The 20,873-nt window shown below is 35.3% G+C and carries 17 protein-coding genes; 2 read left to right on the forward strand and 15 right to left on the reverse strand.

The window, feature by feature from the left end:
• Position 1: 1 nt before the first annotated feature.
• The 13 genes from EKM01_RS14170 to EKM01_RS14230 all read right to left on the reverse strand — a co-directional run bounded on the left by EKM01_RS14170 (position 2) and on the right by EKM01_RS14230 (position 15,601).
• The gene (locus EKM01_RS14170) at positions 2–316 is read right to left on the reverse strand and encodes an HPF/RaiA family ribosome-associated protein (RefSeq protein ID WP_126562155.1); all 315 of its coding nucleotides are present in this window, start codon (positions 314–316) and stop codon (positions 2–4) included.
• A gap of 134 nt (positions 317–450) precedes the next feature.
• On the reverse strand, positions 451–885 hold the full coding sequence (locus EKM01_RS14175; RefSeq protein ID WP_126768701.1) for a very short patch repair endonuclease: 435 nt from the start codon (positions 883–885) through the stop codon (positions 451–453).
• A gap of 54 nt (positions 886–939) precedes the next feature.
• On the reverse strand, positions 940–2,004 hold the full coding sequence (locus tag EKM01_RS14180; RefSeq protein ID WP_126768702.1) for a hypothetical protein: 1,065 nt from the start codon (positions 2,002–2,004) through the stop codon (positions 940–942).
• Between the two features lie 3 nt (positions 2,005–2,007).
• Entirely contained in the window at positions 2,008–3,384 is a 1,377-nt protein-coding gene (locus EKM01_RS14185; RefSeq protein WP_233589335.1) for a DNA cytosine methyltransferase, read from the reverse strand.
• A gap of 2 nt (positions 3,385–3,386) precedes the next feature.
• A complete protein-coding gene (locus tag EKM01_RS14190) occupies positions 3,387–3,662 on the reverse strand; it encodes a helix-turn-helix domain-containing protein (RefSeq protein WP_233589336.1) in 276 nt (91 codons plus the stop codon).
• 297 nt (positions 3,663–3,959) lie between these two features.
• The gene (locus EKM01_RS14195) at positions 3,960–6,062 is read right to left on the reverse strand and encodes a prolyl oligopeptidase family protein (RefSeq protein ID WP_233589337.1); all 2,103 of its coding nucleotides are present in this window, start codon (positions 6,060–6,062) and stop codon (positions 3,960–3,962) included.
• Between the two features lie 531 nt (positions 6,063–6,593).
• Positions 6,594–7,607 (reverse strand): YhcG family protein, encoded by a 1,014-nt coding sequence (locus EKM01_RS14200; RefSeq protein WP_126768713.1) that lies wholly within the window; start codon positions 7,605–7,607, stop codon positions 6,594–6,596.
• A 151-nt stretch (positions 7,608–7,758) separates the two neighbouring features.
• A complete protein-coding gene (locus EKM01_RS14205; protein WP_126457526.1) occupies positions 7,759–8,316 on the reverse strand; it encodes a type 1 periplasmic binding fold superfamily protein in 558 nt (185 codons plus the stop codon).
• Positions 8,317–8,338: 22 nt separating this feature from the next.
• On the reverse strand, positions 8,339–10,723 hold the full coding sequence (locus tag EKM01_RS14210) for a TonB-dependent receptor domain-containing protein (RefSeq protein WP_126768704.1): 2,385 nt from the start codon (positions 10,721–10,723) through the stop codon (positions 8,339–8,341).
• 74 nt (positions 10,724–10,797) lie between these two features.
• On the reverse strand, positions 10,798–11,142 hold the full coding sequence (locus tag EKM01_RS14215; protein WP_126457528.1) for a hypothetical protein: 345 nt from the start codon (positions 11,140–11,142) through the stop codon (positions 10,798–10,800).
• Positions 11,143–11,298: 156 nt separating this feature from the next.
• Entirely contained in the window at positions 11,299–12,288 is a 990-nt protein-coding gene (locus EKM01_RS14220; RefSeq protein ID WP_126457529.1) for an aspartate-semialdehyde dehydrogenase, read from the reverse strand.
• 362 nt (positions 12,289–12,650) lie between these two features.
• Positions 12,651–13,067, reverse strand: coding sequence for a large conductance mechanosensitive channel protein MscL (gene mscL, locus EKM01_RS14225; RefSeq protein ID WP_126768705.1), 417 nt, complete (start codon positions 13,065–13,067; stop codon positions 12,651–12,653).
• A 92-nt stretch (positions 13,068–13,159) separates the two neighbouring features.
• Positions 13,160–15,601: a bifunctional UDP-N-acetylmuramoyl-tripeptide:D-alanyl-D-alanine ligase/alanine racemase gene (locus tag EKM01_RS14230; RefSeq protein ID WP_126768706.1), complete on the reverse strand. Its 2,442-nt coding sequence runs from the start codon at positions 15,599–15,601 to the stop codon at positions 13,160–13,162.
• Positions 15,602–15,824: 223 nt separating this feature from the next.
• On the opposite strand from EKM01_RS14230, the gene EKM01_RS14235 reads away from it, so the two are divergent.
• Positions 15,825–16,430, forward strand: coding sequence for a hypothetical protein (locus tag EKM01_RS14235; RefSeq protein ID WP_126768707.1), 606 nt, complete (start codon positions 15,825–15,827; stop codon positions 16,428–16,430).
• On the opposite strand, the gene EKM01_RS14240 is transcribed toward EKM01_RS14235, so the two are convergent.
• Positions 16,425–17,126 (reverse strand): porin family protein, encoded by a 702-nt coding sequence (locus EKM01_RS14240; protein WP_126768708.1) that lies wholly within the window; start codon positions 17,124–17,126, stop codon positions 16,425–16,427. The genes EKM01_RS14235 and EKM01_RS14240 overlap by 6 nt on opposite strands.
• A 1,034-nt stretch (positions 17,127–18,160) precedes the next feature.
• Positions 18,161–19,639, reverse strand: coding sequence for a Fic family protein (locus EKM01_RS14250; RefSeq protein ID WP_126768709.1), 1,479 nt, complete (start codon positions 19,637–19,639; stop codon positions 18,161–18,163).
• An 826-nt stretch (positions 19,640–20,465) separates the two neighbouring features.
• Here EKM01_RS14250 and EKM01_RS14255 point away from each other — a divergent pair.
• The gene (locus EKM01_RS14255; RefSeq protein ID WP_126768710.1) at positions 20,466–20,849 is read left to right on the forward strand and encodes a hypothetical protein; all 384 of its coding nucleotides are present in this window, start codon (positions 20,466–20,468) and stop codon (positions 20,847–20,849) included.
• Positions 20,850–20,873: the final 24 nt, after the last annotated feature.

Consider the following 20,873-nt stretch of genomic DNA (forward strand, 5'->3'; position numbering starts at 1 on the left):
TTTAATGAGTTTTCTTTTTTTCGAAAGTTGTTTCCAACACTTTTTTAATTTTGTCTAAGGCACCATGAAATGCTTTTTCGGTAGTATCAGCATGATTGGTAACTGCTACAGGCTGCATATTTATAGGTCGGGCTTCAATCAAGCATCGTTTGTCGTTGAAACCACCTTTATCACTGTTCTCGTCACCAAGGTGTACTTCTAAACGGGTTACTTTATCTTCAAAACGCACCAAAGCCGTTCCCAATTCCTCGGTAATATACGCTTTCAAACGTGCGTGTCCTTCTACATTGTTGTCTGTGTTGATTTGTACTGTCATGTTTTTATTAATTTAATGTTGTCTTTCAAATTTACCCATTGCAGTATGAAAAAACGAACCAATTAATAAAACATTGTGAAAAGAAAAAAGTGAAATTGTGGAGTTAAGGAAGGGAATGGATTGTGGTTTACGGTTTAAGATTCGCTTTCTTGATTTTGTCTCGAAATAATTTCAGATTGGATTATAACCACACATTCCTCGAGATTTTTTTCTATCTCCGCACTCCAGAAACGAAGTGCTTTCCAGTTTTGTGATTCGAGATAATTGTTGACTTCAATGTCTCTTTGCATGTTGCGTTCTATTTTCTTTTGCCAAAACTCCGTATTGGTTTTCACGCGGTCTTTTTGAGTTTCCCAATCTTTACCGTGGAAGAATTCGCTGTCTACAAATATGGCAATTTTGAATTTCTTGAAAGTTAAATCCGGTGTGCCAAAAATAGTTTTATTGTTTTTACGGTAACGGTAGCCGAGATGCCATAAAGCTTTTGCCAAGCGGATTTCGTCTTTTGTTGCTCTACTTTTTATAGATTGCATTCTTTTTCGTCTTTCATCAATAGATAAAAAATCCATAATGTAAATTTAACCAAAATTAATTTCAGTCATCATTAATAAAGAGTTATAGAACTACTTTCTAAATATTTTATCTGATAATATTTCTTTGACATTTAAATGATTCGTTGAAGCTAACCTTTTTGAATGTTCCGATATTAATTCGATCCAATCAAATATTTTTTTATTTTCACTAGTTTTTACGCCCCAATAATCAGATAATTCGATTGCAGTTATTTCCCTAAAGAGTTCTAATATTTGCTCAATATTTTCAAACAAATTAATTAGAGTCCTTGGTACCATTTTGTAAGTCTTACCATTTATCTCATAAACAGGCGTTATACCACCCGCAGAAAATTGATCTCTAACGTTAGGACAAACTATATTCTCTCTATTCACTAACCAAACACCTATTCTACCATATTTATTACCCCCATTACCGAAAAGTTCAGGGAAATAAATTCTTGCTTCATTTATTAATTTTGTTTTGTCTTTTTTTACCAAATCATTCCAAAGTTTTATAATAATACTTGATGAACTCCCATTCTCTTGGTCCATCCACCAAATATCCTGACCAGGCTTTAATTTGCTCTTATAATAATCTATAATTGGTCGAATGGGATTTTCTTTATTTCTTAAATCATCATATGTAACACTCATTTTATCAAAAATTGTTTTTCCTTTATCCAAATTCATATCTATAAGATATCTAGGTGAATGAGTTACAACAACTTCAGACAAACATTCTTCATATGGTCTACATTTGAATTCAATAGGACTCGCCAATTTAGCGAACAACATATAGATTCGTTCCACATCATTAACCCTAGAAGATTCAAGAACACTATTCCCTGTTGTCTTCCAATGATTTTGCGTAGTAGTTTTCACTTCTATCCCATAGTACTTTTTTGCAATTATATCTGGAAATTTTTGACCGCCAACCCATTCAATTGAACTCTCAAAAGGTGTCCCAACAGCTAGCTCTGTCATTAACTTAGAAATATAAGGCTCTAATTTATTGCCTGCTAATGACACAAAATTATTCGCAGTCTTAGCTGTGTAATTAAGTTGAAGAAGTGTAGAGCTCAACAATGAATTAAATTCATCTTTATGAGGCTCTGGATTAGCGGAGTATATCATATGTTATTTTTTAAAAAATAAAGGCCAAACCTCTTCTAATCTTTTAGCTAGGTTATAAGCAAGTAATGGTGGAACTGCATTCCCAATTATTTTATAAGATTGTGAGGGACTAATTAAATAAGAACCTTTTCTACCATTTTTATTCTCAATAACAAATTCATAATCTATCGGAAAAGTTTGTATCAAAGCACATTCTCTAGGAGTTAATCTTCTTTGTTCCAAGCCAGCTGAGAGTTCTTCTTTATAATTCCCTCCATTACTTGCATCAAGTCTTCTAAATTCTATATTACCGTGGTGTTCGGCTCTAATAGTTGGAGCTATCCCATTAAGTTTAATTTCAATTTGTCCTTGACAATGCTTACCCATAAATTTTGCTTTAGAAAAATTCTTTTGGGATAAATCATTACTGTTTTCAGGCTCTTCCAGCAAACTAAAAATTTCTTTAAGTTGAACTGGATTTTTTAAATCTGAATCTTTTATAGTGTAAGAATGCGTTCGATTTGGATAAGGATTATATTTTTCCGAAATGCTTTGCTTCTCTAATTCTTCAAGAGCCGATTTTTTTAAAGCCGATTTTTTTATTCCAATAAATATAACTCTTTCCCTTGATTGAGGAACACCATAGTCTGCTGCATGCAATACTTTGGGATTTAAAACTATGTATCCATTTTTTCCAATCGAGGAAAAATCACGTTGGATAATTTCTTTAACATTGGATAGATTTACTAACCCCTTTACATTTTCAGCAATAAATATCTTCGGCTTAGTTATTTCAATAACTTCTCTCATCCACATGTATAGTTTACCACGAGTTTCTTCAGATACGGATTTATTCACATTGAATTCGCCTTTATGATTTTTATGTGATTCAAATCCATTTCTCTTTCCTGAAATACTAAAGTCTTGACATGGAAATCCACCAGTAACAATATCTACATTTTTTGGAAATACTTCAGTCCCACTTTTGTGAAGTTTGACTAAGTCTACTATGCTATCAGTATGGAACATTTCAGAATTATGCCCTTCTTTTTGGAAATGATTTACCCAAGCATTCCTTGCATCACTTAAAATATCATTTGCGAACACAGTTTTAAATCTTGTTTTTTTTAACTTAACAAGTTTATCATTTACTACTTCTTCAATAAAATCTGGCTTAAGCTCTTCATTAATAGATGCATTATGAACAGTAAATCCTCCCTCAAATCCTAAATCCATTCCGCCACATCCTGAAAATAAAGAAAGCACATTAAGCGTACTTGACTTATCTTTTTTATTGGCAATCATTATAGATTGAGATTGACTTGAAAATTTTAAATTTAATTGCGGCTCATTAACAATCAATTCTTCAACAACACCATTTTTATATTGCATCTCTTTCATTATCATTTTTTAAAACTATTATCATTAAAGAAGCTTGTAAAATCAGTATCGAGTGCAAGGATTATTTTCTCCATTATTTCAATTGAAACATTTCTTTTTCCTTTCTCGATATCAGAAATATAATTCCTGTCAACATTCGAAATATTAGCGAGTTGCTCTATCGAGAAACCTTTTTCCTCTCTTAATAATTTTACTTTTTGACCGAATTTTTCTTTAATCTCCATATTTGATAAAATTAGTTTTACGCCTACAATTGACCCGCCTACAATTGACCTCATTAATTTTTAGTTTTCAACTTGATTTTTTGATAAGTAAATTCATTTCACAAAAAAAACGCTACTCTTTCGAATAGCGTTTTTTGAACTTATTATCAATTTATGATGTGATTGCTTTGCCACGTACCTCGCAATGACAATCGTCTTAAGAATCGAATGCCCTAGCCCTGATGGGAACGGCATCCTTTTCCTTCCGCCACTTTCGGCGGAGGAAAAGATACAGTGTACAGCAGGAATAAGCTCCTCCCTTCTCCCGAAGTTTCGGGATCGCTCAGGGTAAAATCGGTATCACAATTGTTATTATTCCAATTCTGGCAATAACACCACTCCCATGTTGTACAACGTGAAGGCCTGAAGATCTACATTTTCCTGGATGGTTGCCGCTACGGATTTTCCGGCGCCGTGTCCTGCATTGATGTCAATACGGATTAGTGTGGGGTTTGTTCCGGTTTGTTTTTCTTGTAATTCAGCAGCAAACTTGAAACTGTGTGCTGGTACTACTCTATCATCGTGATCGCCCGTAGTGACCATGGTTGCTGGATATTGAATCCCTTTTTGTATGTTGTGTACTGGAGAATAGCCTTTGATGTAGCTGAACATTTCCTTGCTGTCCTGCGCCGTTCCGTAATCATACGCCCAACCTGCTCCTGCAGTAAAGGTGTGGTAGCGCAACATATCCATTACGCCCACTGCTGGTAATGCAACTCGCATCAAGTCCGGACGTTGCGTCATGGTAGCTCCCACTAGCAATCCTCCGTTTGACCCACCACGAATGGCAAGATATTGTGAAGATGTATATTTTTGAGCAATCAGATATTCAGCCGCTGCGATGAAATCATCAAATACGTTTTGCTTTTGCATTTTGGTTCCCGCATCATGCCATTTTTTCCCGTACTCGCCACCACCACGTAAATTGGGTACGGCATAAACGCCTCCGTTTTCCATCCAAACGGCATTGGCAATACTGAAACTTGGTGTCAAACTCACGTTAAATCCTCCGTAACCGTAAAGCATTGTTGGATTTGTTCCGTCAAGTTTCAATCCTTTTTTGTGGGTGATAATCATCGGGATTTTGGTTCCGTCTTTGGAAGTGTAAAACACTTGTTTGGACTCGTATTGCTCGCTGTTGAAATCTACTTTTGGTTTTTCATACACCGCAGAAGTTCCGGTTGCTGGTTCGAATGAAAAAGTAGAACCCGGAGTAATATAATTCGTAAAGGAATAATACACCGTTTTCTCTTTTTTCTTTCCGCCAAATCCACCGGCAGTTCCTACGCCTGGCAATTTAATTTCACGAACTAGTTTTCCGGAATAATCATATTGTTTCACCACCGAAACGGCATCTTTCATATAATTAGCAAAGAAATACCCGCCACCTGTTGAAGGAGACAACACATTCTCCGTCTCAGCAATAAAATCTTTCCAGTTTTCTGGTTTCGGGTTTTTTACGTCTACGGTAACAATGCGTTTGTTGGGCGCATTTAAGTCGGTTTCTATGAATAGTTTTCCGCCTTCGTTTTCAATAATGTTGTTGTCGCTCTTGAAATTATCCACAATAGTCACAATAGGACTGTTTGACTTTGTCAAATCTTTGATGTACAATTCGTTTCCGTAGGTAGAATTAGACGCTGTGATTACTAGATAATGGTCATCTTCCGTAACTCCACCGCCTACATAACGGCGCTTTTGGTCGGCACCAAAAATCACTTGATCCTGTTTTTGTGCAGTCCCTAATTTATGGAAATACAGTTTATGCTGGTCAGTTTTTGCAGACAATTCGCTTCCTTTTGGTTTGTCATAACTGGAATAGTAAAATCCTTCATTTCCTCTCCAAGACACACCGCTAAATTTCACATCGACAATAGTATCTTCAATTATTTTTTGGGTAATGGCATCCATGATAATAACTTTTCTCCAGTCGCTTCCGCCTTCTGAAATAGAATAGGCTACTTTAGAACCATCTTTGGAGAAATCTAATCCGCCAAGCGAAGTTGTTCCGTCTTTAGAAAACGTATTGGGATCCAAAAATACGGTTTCAGTTCCTTTGGCGTCTTTTCTGTACAACACTGATTGGTTTTGTAAGCCGTTATTTTTATAGTAATACGTGAAATTTCCTTCTTTGAAAGGCGCTCCTATTTTTTCGTAATTCCACAGTTTTTCCATTCTTGATTTCAAGACATTGCGAAACGGAATTTGCGCCAAATACCCGTAGGTCACTTCATTTTGGGCTTTTACCCAGGCACCCGTTTCCGCTGATTTGTCATCTTCGAGCCAGCGGTATGGATCCGGAAGTTTGGTGTCGAAATACACATCCACGGTTTCCCCTTTATTGGTAGTGGGATAGGTTAGCGGTTTTGGATTTGGATTTTGGCCGAAAGTCGCCATTGCAGAAGTTACAGCCATTATTAAAAAAGTGTTTTTCATATGTTGATATTTATTGTTTTTTATAGGTCATTTGTAATTGTTTCACCTGTTCACTATGCTCGAGTCGCATATCATCATTGGTGTTTGTGATCTAATTACCTTCATGCTCATTTCATTAGATTCTGTTTTAGGTTGTTACAAAAATAGGGAAATTGTTAGTGTATTAAATGAGGGAAAGTCTTAAAAAGAGTTAGCCTTTAAAATGTTTTTTTATTACAGTTGTGACAATTTAAACCGAATTATACATTCCTAATGCTGAAAATAATAAACATATAAGTCATATAAGTTTTTTTTAAGTTTAGAAATAATTGCCGTGTGCAGCAAAAAAAATAAACCATATAAGGTCTTTAAGGTCATTTAAGTTTAAAACGAATTCGTTTGTGTCACATTTTGAGCTTCATACTAATATGACTTATATGTTAAATATAACAGCCTAAAAACTTATTTTATGGTGCAAAGAAAAACGCTACTCTGTCGAATAACGTATTTTGCTACCGTTATGTCGTTTACTTACTTATTTTCTTTTCCTTGCTGAAAATTCTGTAATTCAATATTCACAGCTTCCAACAACTGTTCTTCCGTTGGCAGGTATAATTTATATTGACTGGCTACAATATTTTTTTCGTTTTCCGGCAGCGTAAATTTTACGACACCGTCATTTTTATTGGCACAAAGCAAAATACCAATAGTTGGATTTTCACGAGGCAGTTTTTCTACTCGATCATAATAATTGACATACATCTGCAGTTGACCAATATCCTGATGCGTGAGTTTATCTGTCTTGATTTCGATGATGACGAAGCATTGCAATATTCGATTATAAAAAACTAAATCTGTAAAAAATTCATCGCCATCAATGTGTATTCTTTTTTGTCTCGCGACAAATGAAAAACCATTTCCCAGTTCCAATAAAAAATCTTGCAAATGAGTAATTATGGCGCTTTCTAAATCTCTTTCGTAATAAGCCGCTTCCCGTTTTAACCCTAGAAATTCAAGATACATCGGGTCTTTTATAATCTCTTTAGCATCTGATGGTAGTTTTTCATTTTTGGCTACAGCAAGTACGCTTTCTTTATCATTGCTCATTAGGAGACGTTCATATAAGCTACTGTTGATTTGACGTTCGAGTTGTCTTGACGTCCAATTATTCTTTACACTTTCCGCAACATAAAAATCTCTTTTATATTGATTGTCAATTGCCAAAAGGAATTTATATTGTGTCCAACTCAATTGTGTCCGCAGTGCGGACACAATTGGGAAAGTGCGATAAAATTGGCGATACCAGTTTAATTGTCGATAAGAAAAGCCACTTCCATATTCTGGTTGTAATTGTTCGGCGAGGAATTTAATTAAGTATGTTCCATAATCAGCACGGTTCTTTCCGTCTTGTTCTTCCACGAAAATACGTTGACCAATATACCAATACATCAAGGTTCTTTCATTGTCCACCGCTTTAATCGCTTTGTCTTTCGAAGCTGCTATAATGGCTTTAATATCAGGAATTACAGATTGGTTTTGTAGCATCATTATTTTGGTTTATAAAATTCATTCGATTCTGTACACAATAATACGAAAAAAGCACTGAAACAGTAATAAATGCTTTTTGTTCTTAAACCAAAAAAACGCTACTCTTTCGAATAGCGTTTTTAGAATGGTTGACATCAGAATGAGGTGCTTATTTGACCTGAACTGGGTATGTAATTTGTGCATCTGTTGCACCTCCTGCATTTGCAATGTTACCGGATGCAACACCTTCAGCATTTTTAATTGGCTCATGTCTCAAGATGACCACTATATTTCCTGTTGTTGCTGTAGTACCTGTCTTTAATGTAAAAGTCAACCCAATAGGCTTCCCATTAACATCGGCATCAGTATATGTAAATGCTCCAATGGCTGTTGGTGCCTGAAAGAATAGTTGGTGTTCATCCCCTTCTTCTTTTATTTCCAATGTAATGTCATCAACTGGTGACACGGACTCGTTTTGGAAACTAACAGCCCCTGTATAGGTTGTATTTACCACTAAATCCCCGGACACTGTTATCACTGGCGCGTTTGGTCCGTCGCCGTCAAGATCTCTCGAAATCATCGTAACTGTCTGGCTTCCTGATCTCAGAGTTGTGGTCACCGTTGTGATTACTTCTTCCTCATTTACTGCAATTGGATCATCATTGCTACAAGATGAAAAGATGGATATTGATATTAATGCGATTGCTAGAATTTTTGAATTTTTCATTTTATTGTTTTTTGTTTACTTTTTAATAATTGAATTTTAATTGAATTTGAAAGTTTCTACCCATTTCATCGGCAAAAAAACGTTGCCTGTTAAGATAGTCCCTGTACTTAGTGTTTAAAATATTTTGAATGGAAAACGCAATCGTTGCATTGGTTTTTCCGAAAGTCTTGAAGTTCATTTCCGAATAAAAATGCAACAATTGATACCCTGGCGGAGGTGTACTGATGTCTACCAGAACCGGAGCCAGCTCATTATCTACCACAATGTTTGTTGTGAAATTATTGTTAGGAAACTGATTTTGATGCAGTACGATTTCACTTTTTAACTCGAGTTTCAAATCATGCCATTCTCTCTTTGAAAACTGAATTTTGTTACTCAGATTCAAGGGCGGAATATCTATTAAGGACTCCTTGTTTGTGATGTCTTTACCATTGACATAGGCCAAGGTGAAATCATGTTGCCATTGTTTGCTTATTTTCCAATGGGTTTGCACGTCAACTCCTGCCAATCTCGCATTGGTCTGCTGGTATTCCCACACAGGAAAAGCACCACGAATGGTCGTCTCAAAACCAACAGGACGCAAAAACATAAAATTATGGATACTATTGATAAAAGGATTCACCTCAACCGAGAAAGCAGTCCATTTTTTCTGTAATGTTGTCGATAGTTTGATTGCCTGTTCTTTGTCTAATGCTAAATCACCCAACTCGATAACCCCGGTGGAATGATGCAAACCGTCACTGAAAAACTCGGATGGATTTGGGTTTCTTGTCGCAAGGCTGATATTGGCATACCAATCCAGGTCTGCCTCAAATTCCTTGTGAAACCCTGCACTGGCTGAAATATTATGAAAAGTAAAACTAGGCTTTGTCAACCATTGATTGCCTTGTTCTCCCACTATAAAATTATCAAATTCAGGAGTATAGCCTCTTTCCTCCCATCGTGATTTCAAAAAAAACTTGGTGGCATCCACACGGGAATAATCATATCGCAATCCTGAATCTACCGAAAAACTATCCGCTAAATCATAACTGACAATACCATAGCCCCCAAATTCAACCCGATCAAAATTAGGAATCAGCGGCTTTATTCCTGTAGCCGGATTTGCAAAATTATTCTGAATAGAAGAACTAAATCCAGTTTTCAAGCTCCAGTCGTGCAATGATTTTTTATAATCAACATTAACGGCATGCGTGGTCAAATCCAAGTCTAAAGCGGCTACATCATTAAAATCTCCCCTGCGCACATCAAATTCCAATCTTTTATTAAACTGAAAAGAGTACTGTACCGCCAAAGAAGCCGTTTCATCAAAATAGTAATTGTAGTTCATTTTAGCCAAATGATGCTGTACCTTCTGCTTCGGATTTCTAATGGTGTACGTAAAATTATTGACAACTGAAGGAATTTTATTGGTAATGGAATTGTACAAATCGTTTACATTCCCGGTATGTGATGCACTTAAAATACCAATAGTCGTATTGTAAAAACTGTAGTACCCGGAAATATCATATTTTTTTCCTGTAAATTTTACATCGCCGGAAAAATTAGCTTCCCGATTCCCAGAATTAGACAACACATAATCCGGTGCTTCTCTGTCGCCTGAATACTTGAATGTTCCCAGTGCATTCCAACTCCATCCTTTATCATTTCCTTTGTGCAGACTCGAACTAATAGAACCGCCACTGCCATTAGACGCCAAATTCAGAATAGTTTTGCCAAACAGCGTATCTTTTTTGACTGAAACTGGCTCTATAATCACTAAACCACCGACGGCATCACCGCCAAATTGAAGTCCAGAAGCCCCTTTGATCACCGTGATTTTCCCTGCAGCGTTTATATCAAAATTAGGCGCATGTTCCGTTCCCCATTCTTGATCTTCCATGCGGACATTGTTATTGATTACCGGAACTCTACTTCCAAACAAACCATTAATAACTGGTTTCACCACAGAACTTCCTGTCTTTAGACTGGAAACACCTACTATTTCTTTCAAAATATCTCCAAGCGTCTGATTGCTGAATTTTTCAATCGTTTCCGTTTTGATCTTTTGTTCCAAAATCGATTTATTCAGCGTATTGGCTTTTTGTCTGATGACTACTTCCTGCAGTTGGGCAGTGTTTTGTTTTAGAGCAAATTTCAAAATTTGGTCACCCGCTAAATTTACCAGCGTATCAACAGATTGAAAACCAACATATGACACAAATACCTTGACGGTCCCGGAAGGCAATCTCTTTATAAGATAATTACCGGAAACATCCGAAGATACCGTTTTTGTCCCAATGTGTACGTGGCTCCCGGAAAGCGGCATGCCCTCCTGAGTAGTAATTTTTCCACTAACTGTATTTTGCGAAAAACCTACGGTGCAAAACAAACAGAAGCAGAAAACAATATAAATTTTTGTTTGCATTTTCCTCGTTCAAAATATATAAACATATGAATCACTTCCAATATTTGAAATGATGTATTGATGTGGATATTATTTTAAACCTGAGGAGGAGCTCGAAGCGCAAAAAGGCTTCCTTTAAAGAATTGTGTAATTTGTTTTGAGATAGCCGAAGAATTACTTGAATTCATCTCTATTTTATATAACTCAAAAGACTTTACATCCGAAGATGTGAAACTGCTAATTGTAAAATTACATAAATAACAGCTGTCAAATTTATGATGTTGATGTGTAATTTCTGCAGCAGAAGTATATTTATGCTCACATTTTTTTTCAGAAAATTGCTTTACTATATGCTCATAACTATGTAGGGATTGAATCAGTATTGAAAACAATACCGCAATCATTAATACAAGGTTTACTATAGAAAATTTCTTTTTCATGCAAGGCAAATATAGGCATCCTAATATAAAAATCCATTTGTTTTTCACAAAATATAGCTTTTGTTGAAACAAATGGATTTAAAATTGACTTACTATAAACATTTTTCTCATCCTCGAGCAGGAGAAAACAAGTCGCTATCTTGGATCTAAAAAGTATTATACCAATTTAGCTGCGATCAAATATTCAGCAATCTGGATGGTATTTGTCGCTGCTCCTTTTCTCAAGTTGTCCGCAACAATCCACATATTTAAAGTATTTTCTTGGCTTTCGTCACGACGAATTCTACCTACAAAAACGTCATCTTTTCCTTGCGCATACATTGGCATTGGGTACGTGTAGGTGTCATTATTGTCCTGTACGACTACGCCATCGGTATGATGCAAAATGTTTCGTACTTCGTTTACATCAAAATCGTTCGTGAATTCTACGTTTACCGCTTCACTGTGTCCGCCTACAATTGGCACCCGTACCGCAGTCGCTGTAACAGCAATTGTATTATCGCTTAATATTTTTTTGGTTTCACGTACCAATTTCATCTCTTCTTTCGTATACCCATTTTCTTCAAAAGAATCACATTGTGGAATCGCATTTCTGTGAATTGGGTATTTATACGCCATTTCACCTTGAACGCCTGCGTATTCATTTTCCAATTGTTGCACTGCTTTTACGCCTGTTCCAGTGATGGATTGGTAGGTAGAAACAATGACCCGTTTGATGTTGTATTTTCTGTGCAACGGAGCCAGAACCAATACCATTTGAATGGTAGAGCAATTTGGATTTGCAATGATTTTATCTGCGGCGGTCAATTCTGTTGCATTGATTTCCGGAACGATTAATTTTTTAGTCGGATCCATTCGCCAAGCCGATGAATTATCGATAACGGTTGTTCCTGCTGCTGCAAATTTTGGAGCCCACTCCAGTGAAGTGTCGCCTCCTGCAGAAAACAAAGCAATATCTGCTTTCATATCTACTGCAGTTTGCATGCCTACCACTTTATATTTTTTGCCCTTGTATTCAATTTCTTTACCCACTGAGCGCTGTGAAGCAACGGGAATTAACTCGGTTACAGGGAAATTTCTTTCTGCCAAAACTTTCAACATTACTTCGCCAACCATTCCGGTAGCTCCTACAACTGCTATTCTCATAGTATATTTTTAGTATTACTTCGTCCGTTCGCCTTTCAGGCTCGGGTGAATATTAAATTTGAAGTACAAAAGTAAGTAATATTGAAATCAAAACAAGGAGGTTAACAAAAAACAACAAAATGTTATATTTTTAACAAATTAAAAGACAACCTCAAATTTCCCATTAAAAAATCTGTTCTTTTTTAATCGCAAACCTATAAATAGTATTTTAAACCATTAAGAGATTAAGAAAACTAAGTTGTAAAGTATTTCTCCCGGCACCTTATTATGTTAAGGACGAAAATCATCTTGTTTTATATAACCTTTTGAATAAAGAAAAAAGGCCTCTATTCCAAAGCGGTTTAGCTATACTGTAGTCGAAATTACTTTTTCAATAAATCTCTAATCTCAGTCAGCAATTGTTCCTGTGTTGGTCCAGCTGGAGCAGCGACGGAAACAACTTCCTTTTTCTTGGCCTTTTCAGCAGCTCTTAAAACCACAAAAATAAAGAATGCAATTATTATGAAGTTGATAATGGCTTGGACCAAATTACCGTAGGTAATCACGGCGGCACCCGCAGCTTTTGCAGCAGCCAGGGTTTCGTAACTATTTCCGTCTAAGGTGATAAATTTTTGGGTAAAATCAATTCCTCCGGTTAACAAACCAACAACTGGCATTATAACATCATCAACAGCTGAGCCTACAATTTTGCCAAATGCGCTAGCAATAACCACCGCCGTCGCTAAACTTAAAACGTCTCCCTTCATCAAAGAGGCTTTGAAATCACTAAAAAATCCCATAATTTATTTTTTTAGGTTAAAATTTACTTCTGACAAACGAATTTAATAAAAATTTTAAAAGTAGTAACAGCCCTTTCTTCTAAATTTAATCGCTACCTATAAAACACGCGTTTCACCCGTTGCGAAATACTGGTCAAAATTTCATAGGGAATTGTATTTAATTTCTGGGCTATAAAAGAAACCGTTGGATTTTCGCCAAAAATAAGTATTGAATCACCTTCTTTGCATTCAATGCCGGTGACATCAACCATCAGCATGTCCATACAAATACTCCCAACGATATAGGCTTTGGTGTTTTTTATCATAACAAATCCCAAACCATCTCCCCAGCCTCTGGAAATCCCATCAGCATATCCTATGGGAATTGTAGCAATTTTTGTTGGTTTTTCGGCTACAAATCGGCGGCCATAGCCTACGCTTTCTCCAGCAGCAATCGTTCTTATTTGTGAGATCACGGATTTTAGTGTCCCCACATTTTCGAGTTGCTTTTGTTCTTGGGCATCATTTGAAACTCCATAAAGACCAATTCCTAGCCGAACCATATCGTATTGCGAATCCAGAAAATTGCTTATTCCAGAGGTGTTCAGGATGTGACGCAAGGGTTTTATTTGCAATTCAGACATCAATTTAGAGGATACTTTCTCGAACAAATTAATTTGGGAATGAGCAAAATCCATGTGTTCAAGATCATCGCTCGTAGCCAAGTGTGATAAAATACTTTTTATTTGCACGGTACTGTTTCCTCTTAGCGCAGCTATCAGTTCATCGAGGGTATTTTCTTCAAAGCCCAATCGATGCATGCCGGTATCGAATTTAATATGAATTGGAAAATGCTTTAAATTTTTTTGTTTTGCTATTTTCAAGAACGCATATAAACCTTTTAAACAGTAAATTTCCGGTTCCAACTGATGTTGAATAATAGCCGAAAAACTAGTATTCTCTGGATTAAGGACCATAATAGGCAAATTAATGCCCCCGTTTTTTAATGAAATTCCTTCATCGGCAAAAGCCACGCCCAAATAATCTACTTTATGATGTTCCAGTAATTTAGCAATTTCGAGTCCGCCGTTTCCGTACCCGAATGCTTTTACCATAACCATAATTTTTACTTTTGGTAGCAACTTTGATTTAAAAAAATTCAGGTTGTAACTAATAGCATTCAGGTTGATTTCTAGGACCGTTTCATGTGTCTTCTCCTCTAATAAATATACAATTTCTTCAAACTGGAACGATCTCGCCCCTTTTATCAAAATGGTTTCATTACCAAAGTCCAAGTTTTCAAAATCAGCGACAAATGCAGCTGTGTTTTGGAAAGTACTGCAGTTAGCAAACTTGTTTTTAAATGCTGAAATGGTTTCGCCAATACCAATTACCCGTGTAATCCGGTTGGAAACAATTAGCTCAGCCACCTTCGAGTACAACACATCGTTAGGCAAACCGCTTTGAAAAATATCAGATAGAATGACTGTTTTCTTTTTATACTGTTTTTGACTTTCAAGAAAATCCAACGCAATTTTTAAGGATTGAAAATCAGAACTGTAACTGTCATCAATAATACTGCTATTGTTGATTCCGTTTTTGACTTTTAATCGCATTTCTACCGGATACAACAACTCCATGCGGTTTTGAATCGTTCTGTCATCGTATTTAAAATACAACAAAACCATCAAACAGGAAATTGCATTTTCTATCGACGCCTCATCCTGAAATGGTATTTTTATGTCAAACTTGTTGTTGTTTTGTAGCACCGTCAAAACGGTCTTGTCTAAAACTCCCTTTTTAGTAATCAGAACCGAAGCCTTAGCATCGTTATAACTCCAGCAAAAAACGGCGGTATCGGGACGGATCAACAAATCAATTGTTGGATTTTTATGATAAATAATGACTTGGACATCCTGGAAAAGTTTCAATTTTTCTTTGATTTTGTCACTGATATCAGCAAAACCTTCGTCATGTGCCGTCCCTATATTCGTGAGAATTCCAATCGTAGGTTTAATGATTTTTTCGAGTTTTTCCATTTCTGAAACCGTAGAAATACCGGCTTCAAAAATTCCTAAATTGTGTTTTTCATTTATCGCAATCACAGACAGCGGAACACCAATTTGAGAGTTGTAACTCTTTGGACTTCGGATAACGTTATAATCCGGACTTAATAAAAAATTAAGCCATTCTTTGACTATCGTTTTACCGTTACTTCCCGTAAGCCCAATGACAGGAAAATCAAAGAGACTGCGATATGCTGCGGCAAATTGTTGCAAAGCCAACAAGGTATTGGTCACTACATAAAAATTAGCTTTCCCTTCACAATCTTCAGGAATATGGGTAACTACAAAATTCTGGACGCCACTTGCAATTAAATTTTTGAGATAAAGGTGCGCATCCGTATTGGCTCCAACCAATGCAAAAAACAGCGTTTTCGGGCCATTTTGCAAAGAACGACTGTCTATAGAAATAGAATCAATAGCCATCGTACTGCTGGTTCCAATAAACTTTGCGGGGATATTTTGTATGCTATTTAGAATTTTTTTGCTCATGGAATAAAAAAAAGATTGAGGTGAATTTCTTTTTTGAAAATGATACTTTCAACAGGCTGTTTATTTGCAAAACTTCCTCAAAAATAGCACTTCTTTTCAAAACGAAGCGACAGATATACGATAATTATGAGCAATTTCGTTTATTAAAAACAAGAAACTCTTTTGATATGCTTTACTAATTTTGACAGATTACCTATATTTGTTTGATACAAAATCAAAACTATTGAAAAAAACCCTTCCCCTCTTCTCTTATATTTTCCATCCAATATTCATTCCGGCAATGGCAACATTGTTCTACCTTTTTTTTAATAGATCTGATTTTGTGAGTCAAGAAAAGATATTCATTTTTTTTCAGGTGTTGATTGTGACGGTGTTAATTCCTGTTTTGGCCTTTTTTCTCTTACGCGCTACAGGAAATATAGATTCCATAATGGTTTCTAAAATATCCCAGCGTAAAATACCCTTAATACTTCATTGTTTCTTGATCATCTTATTAGTTCGAAAAAGTATCACTATTGATTCCTATCCAGAGTTGCATTTTTTTTTATTGGGGGGACTTTTGAGTTCATTATTAGCTCTAATCCTATTATTTCTGCAGATAAAAGCAAGCCTGCACATGATAGCTTTCAGCTCTTTGACTGTATTTATCATTGGATTAAGCCTGCACCTTCAAATTCAAAATATTTTTACTATTGCATTATTACTACTGTTGAATGGCATGGTTGCGACTTCCAGACTGGAAATGAAAGCGCATACCATTAAAGAACTCTTTCTAGGTTTTGTTCTGGGAATTATTCCACAATTGCTTCTATTGGTTTTATGGCTATAAAATATAAAATATTATGCCAATATTTAATGCTTTCATGGTAATTGACTTGTCTTCTATTTTTGCCGATTTGAATATTGAATTTAAACCATAATAGGCATACAAATTAATTGTATTGTATCCTGCAGAGACATAAGCCCCGTATTGTAATTTATTAAAATCTTTATTTCCTGTAACCACCACTTTGCCTTGAGCACTATCAAAAACGGACTTGTCGTAGAGCAAATAACTAAACTTTATTCCTGTATAAATGCGCCAAAATTTATGGCTTTCATAAGTAGAGGTTCGCCATCTAAACTCAACAGGAACATCAACTGAAAGCAGGGAAAACTTATTTTTATTATAATCCCTATTGGTATCAATCAGGGCATAAACTGGCATACCGTCTGTTGCAGAAATGGCTATGTTTTGATTGTAATTATTATATGTAAATCCAATACCGGAAGCTATTGCAACGGTTCTCTTTTTATTTAAAGGCATATCCCGCAAAAAACCACCTGACAAACCCGACGAAAATTTGCTTTGTGACAACCCCGAAGGGCCGTCCGTCAATATATTGTAAGTGATCCCAAAATAGAACTGATCCTCACGATACAAGGAATCCACTTTCATAATTAGAGTATCTTGTGATGGTGTATTTTCCTGAGAAAAAACAGTAGCAACCATTAGCAGCAGAAAACAACTAAGAAAAATTCGCATAATTTTTTGGTTTTAAATCGCTCAATGATTCTATCAAATACCCTTGGCTTCCAATTCTCATTAAAACGATACAAATATACCCTTTTGATCGTTTTGTGATAAATAACAACCACAAATAATCCTTTTTAAGACCTTTAAAGATAAAAACGCTCTACAGTTCTTGCAGCCACGGAATTCTATTTGACAGAAAGGACTGAACTACCCTTGTTGACCTAAAGGAAGGACGGCTCACAAAAAATTAATACTGGTATTGCCTGCTGATCTTTTTTTGTTTACTCTCTTGACAAACTAAAAAATTGACCACGCCCTAAAACAAAAAATGCTCCCCTTTTAGGAAGCATTATTTCATCGCAGAGAGGAAGGAGTTGTTTGTTTTTATAAAGTGTCTTAAAATAAGGCTTTGCAAAGCTTTTATTTTAAGTGACACCTCAACTGACACCTCTCAATATGTTAGCAAATTGTTCTAAATTTCAATTATTCAAATATAAGGATTTTTTTGCTGGAATTAATGATTAATTATAATAATTTGAACTGGTTAGACAATATTTTTTGAACTGGTAAAGTTCAAAATTTAGTTGCCTAAAATTTAATTTCTATCCAATTATCAAGGGTTCAAATTGTTCAATTTTTAGGCTGGTGTATTGGCAAAATTCCTCAATAGATACAAACTCATTTTGGAGCTTATTGAGCTCTTGTCTGATTTTTTGAAGCAGTCTAATACTTTGACGATAACTTTTTCCTGTTATGCGTTGTATGTCTTTCGGGTAGATACACAATCTCTTGTTTTCGGTTCTCATACTCTATCTATAGCTTTGATTGGGCGTTGCCTAACTTGAAACCTCTATGATTCAAGTTCTGGCACTCAATAAAAATAGTAAATATTTCGTTCAGAAGCGGCAATTTACTTCTATTTATGATGAGTATTTCTGCCATTTATGTCACAAAGTGACACATGGAATAGTGATGTCTTTTTTATGTGGTTTAATTGACTAAAATTTGTTTCATAATCAATCGAAAGGATTGCCCGTGTCTTTTTATACGATAATCTTTAATTTGGCTTCGTCGTGTTCTTTGAAAGCGTTACTTGAGTTTAATTGCAATTCTAAATCTTCCATAGTATCTGCTTTTAATGTTGCACTAAAATCTTGTGCTCGTTGTAGCATTTTTATATAGGCTAATGGATCTTGTTGCCTTGTTAATCTTCGTAAAGCTCCTAAATAATCATCACGACATACTGTTGGAATTATTATTCTTGTTTGTTCAGCTTTGACCAATTCGGCATTCATCATTACTCTTGCAATTCTTCCGTTACCGTCCAAAAATGGGTGTATTTCACTTACCATAAACATAATGTAAGCTGCTTTTGCAAATGGGTCTGTTAGTACTTTGTAGAAATCAAACCCTTTTATTAATGTGCCTTTTACTAATTCGAAATCGACAAAAAATGTTTCTCCAGCACGATTGTTTTTATCTTTAAATACGCCTGGCATTTTTGATATTCTTGCTTCCAAAAGTAATCGATGTCTGTATTGAAGAATGCTAATGAACTCTTCCGGAGAAGTTGGCGTAACATTCATTTCGATTTTATTACTGACCAATTTATACGTTCCTAATATGTCGTGTGAATCTTCATCACGATTGAACATTGGGGTATCGGTTTCAATAATGTTTTTTGCTTCAATCACTTCAAATCGAGTTCCTTCAATATAATTTGAAAAATAGGCTTCAAAAAAAGCGAAATTTTGAAAAGCTGTATTAGTTGTATTTCTATCTATCGCATTTTTGAATTCTCTTTGCTTTAACTCTAAAAATAATATCTCAAACAAATCTATTCTTGATTGGTCATAAGGATTTCCAAATGCTCGTGCAATGGCTCGTGGAGACGATAATATTTTGGAAGGCTGTGTAGATAATAAGGCACTAATTAGTTTGTTTAATTTCTCAAACTCACTTTGCATTCTTAATTTATCGGCGATTACTTTTGCGCTATCTCTAATTTGATTTAGTCCTTCTTCGCCTTTAACTTGTACTATTTTCTCTAGTTTGTTTTCGAGTTCAGCAATTGAAATAGTTTTAGATTCTGGACCCGATTTTCTGGACGGTTGTAGGTTTTCTAAAAATGCTCTTTCTTGTTGTGAAACAAATAACTCCCCCGAAAATGAATTGTCACCTTCAATTGCTCCAATACCTTCCATAAAACGAATGGTTATTCCAGGCAACTCTATTTTTTTGGTGTAGGTATAGGTAACAAATATTTGTCCTGTTGCAGTTGGTTTGAATTCTATTGCGGAACGGTGGCTTAATAATGCACCGGGATATAAATTGCCCAGAATAGAAAAAATATTTCTTTTGATAATAACCTCGTCCGTATCAATAAAATTGGAAGTAAAGATACGAGGAGCAATTTTTTTAATTTTACCTGCACTTTCAAGCAAAGCAATTTGTTTTCTTACTTTTTTATCGCTCGATGAATAAATAATTTCTTGAAGGTGTGTTGGGACAAAATTTTCCATTAGTGGTGCTTTATTGAAGCAAAACTATACTTTATTTTCCACTAAAAAGTATTTATCGGGCTTTTTTTTCCATTATAAACGAATGTTGGGGTAGGAATGGGTGTTTTTTTCCAGTAATAATTATAGTTTTTCTAAACCAGTTAGCCAAGTTTGTAATTCTTCAACAACTAAATCAGTTTGTGGAGTATTAGCTGGAAATAGAACATCAATAAAACGATGCAAATATGTTAATCTTACTGTATTATGTAAATTTATAAATTCCCATATTGTACGGTGACACGTACATAAATAGGGCAGATGCCATCATTATTGACTTTTGATCTCTTTATATAAAAGAGAACGGATACGGCTGTGTTCATGGTTGGTGACCTTTTAGTTATTATTAAATTTAAACTTTGTAATTCTTCCAAACAAGATGTTCAAATAGTGAAAAGGTATTTGAACAAATGTTGAACTGGTATCTTTTGAGATAGGTGTCACTTAAAAAATATAATTTCAGTGACACCTCAAAAGACACCTAAGTTTTGAGATTTAATGAATAATTTGATTTACCGTAAATGAAAAAACCCCACTAAATCCTAGAATTTAGTGGGGTTTGCTTCTTTTTGTATTTCTACTGGCAGAGAGTAAGGGACTGCATACATCACAATCCCTTAAAATCAATTGCATTGTGATTAATGCAAATATACTCATAATCACTATGTTTAAAGAGGTTTACGAAAAATAGATTTATTCATTTCGTTGAATTAAAATGTAACTAATTGTATTTAATCGTACGGTTATCGTACAAATTGATTATTTTTGTATTGCACAAAATATCAATACTATGGCAACAGTTAATTTTTTATATCGTTCAACAAAAGATAAAGCAAATTTACAAGTGAGATTACTTTACCGTTTCAATGATAAAGATTTTGTTTTTGGAGCAAATACTAAGTTTGAAATTACAAAAACCTACTGGAGCAAAGACCATAAAAGAAATTCAAGAGATATACATTTGTCTAATGAGCAAACCCGAGTTAATACAGAACTCAATAAAATTGAAAATCATATTTTAAACTCTTTCAATGCTTTTGTTCCTGATGTTATTACAAAAGAATGGCTACAAAACGAAATTGACTATTACTACAACCCTATACAAGAAGCCGAAGCCCTACTGCAAATTCCAGTGATATTGACCACCCAATTCCAATTTAAAGTGAGCACCTGATTCCAATTCAAAATGACCACCTAA

The organism is Flavobacterium sp. RSP46 (assembly GCF_003984825.1).
GTDB lineage: Bacteria > Bacteroidota > Bacteroidia > Flavobacteriales > Flavobacteriaceae > Flavobacterium.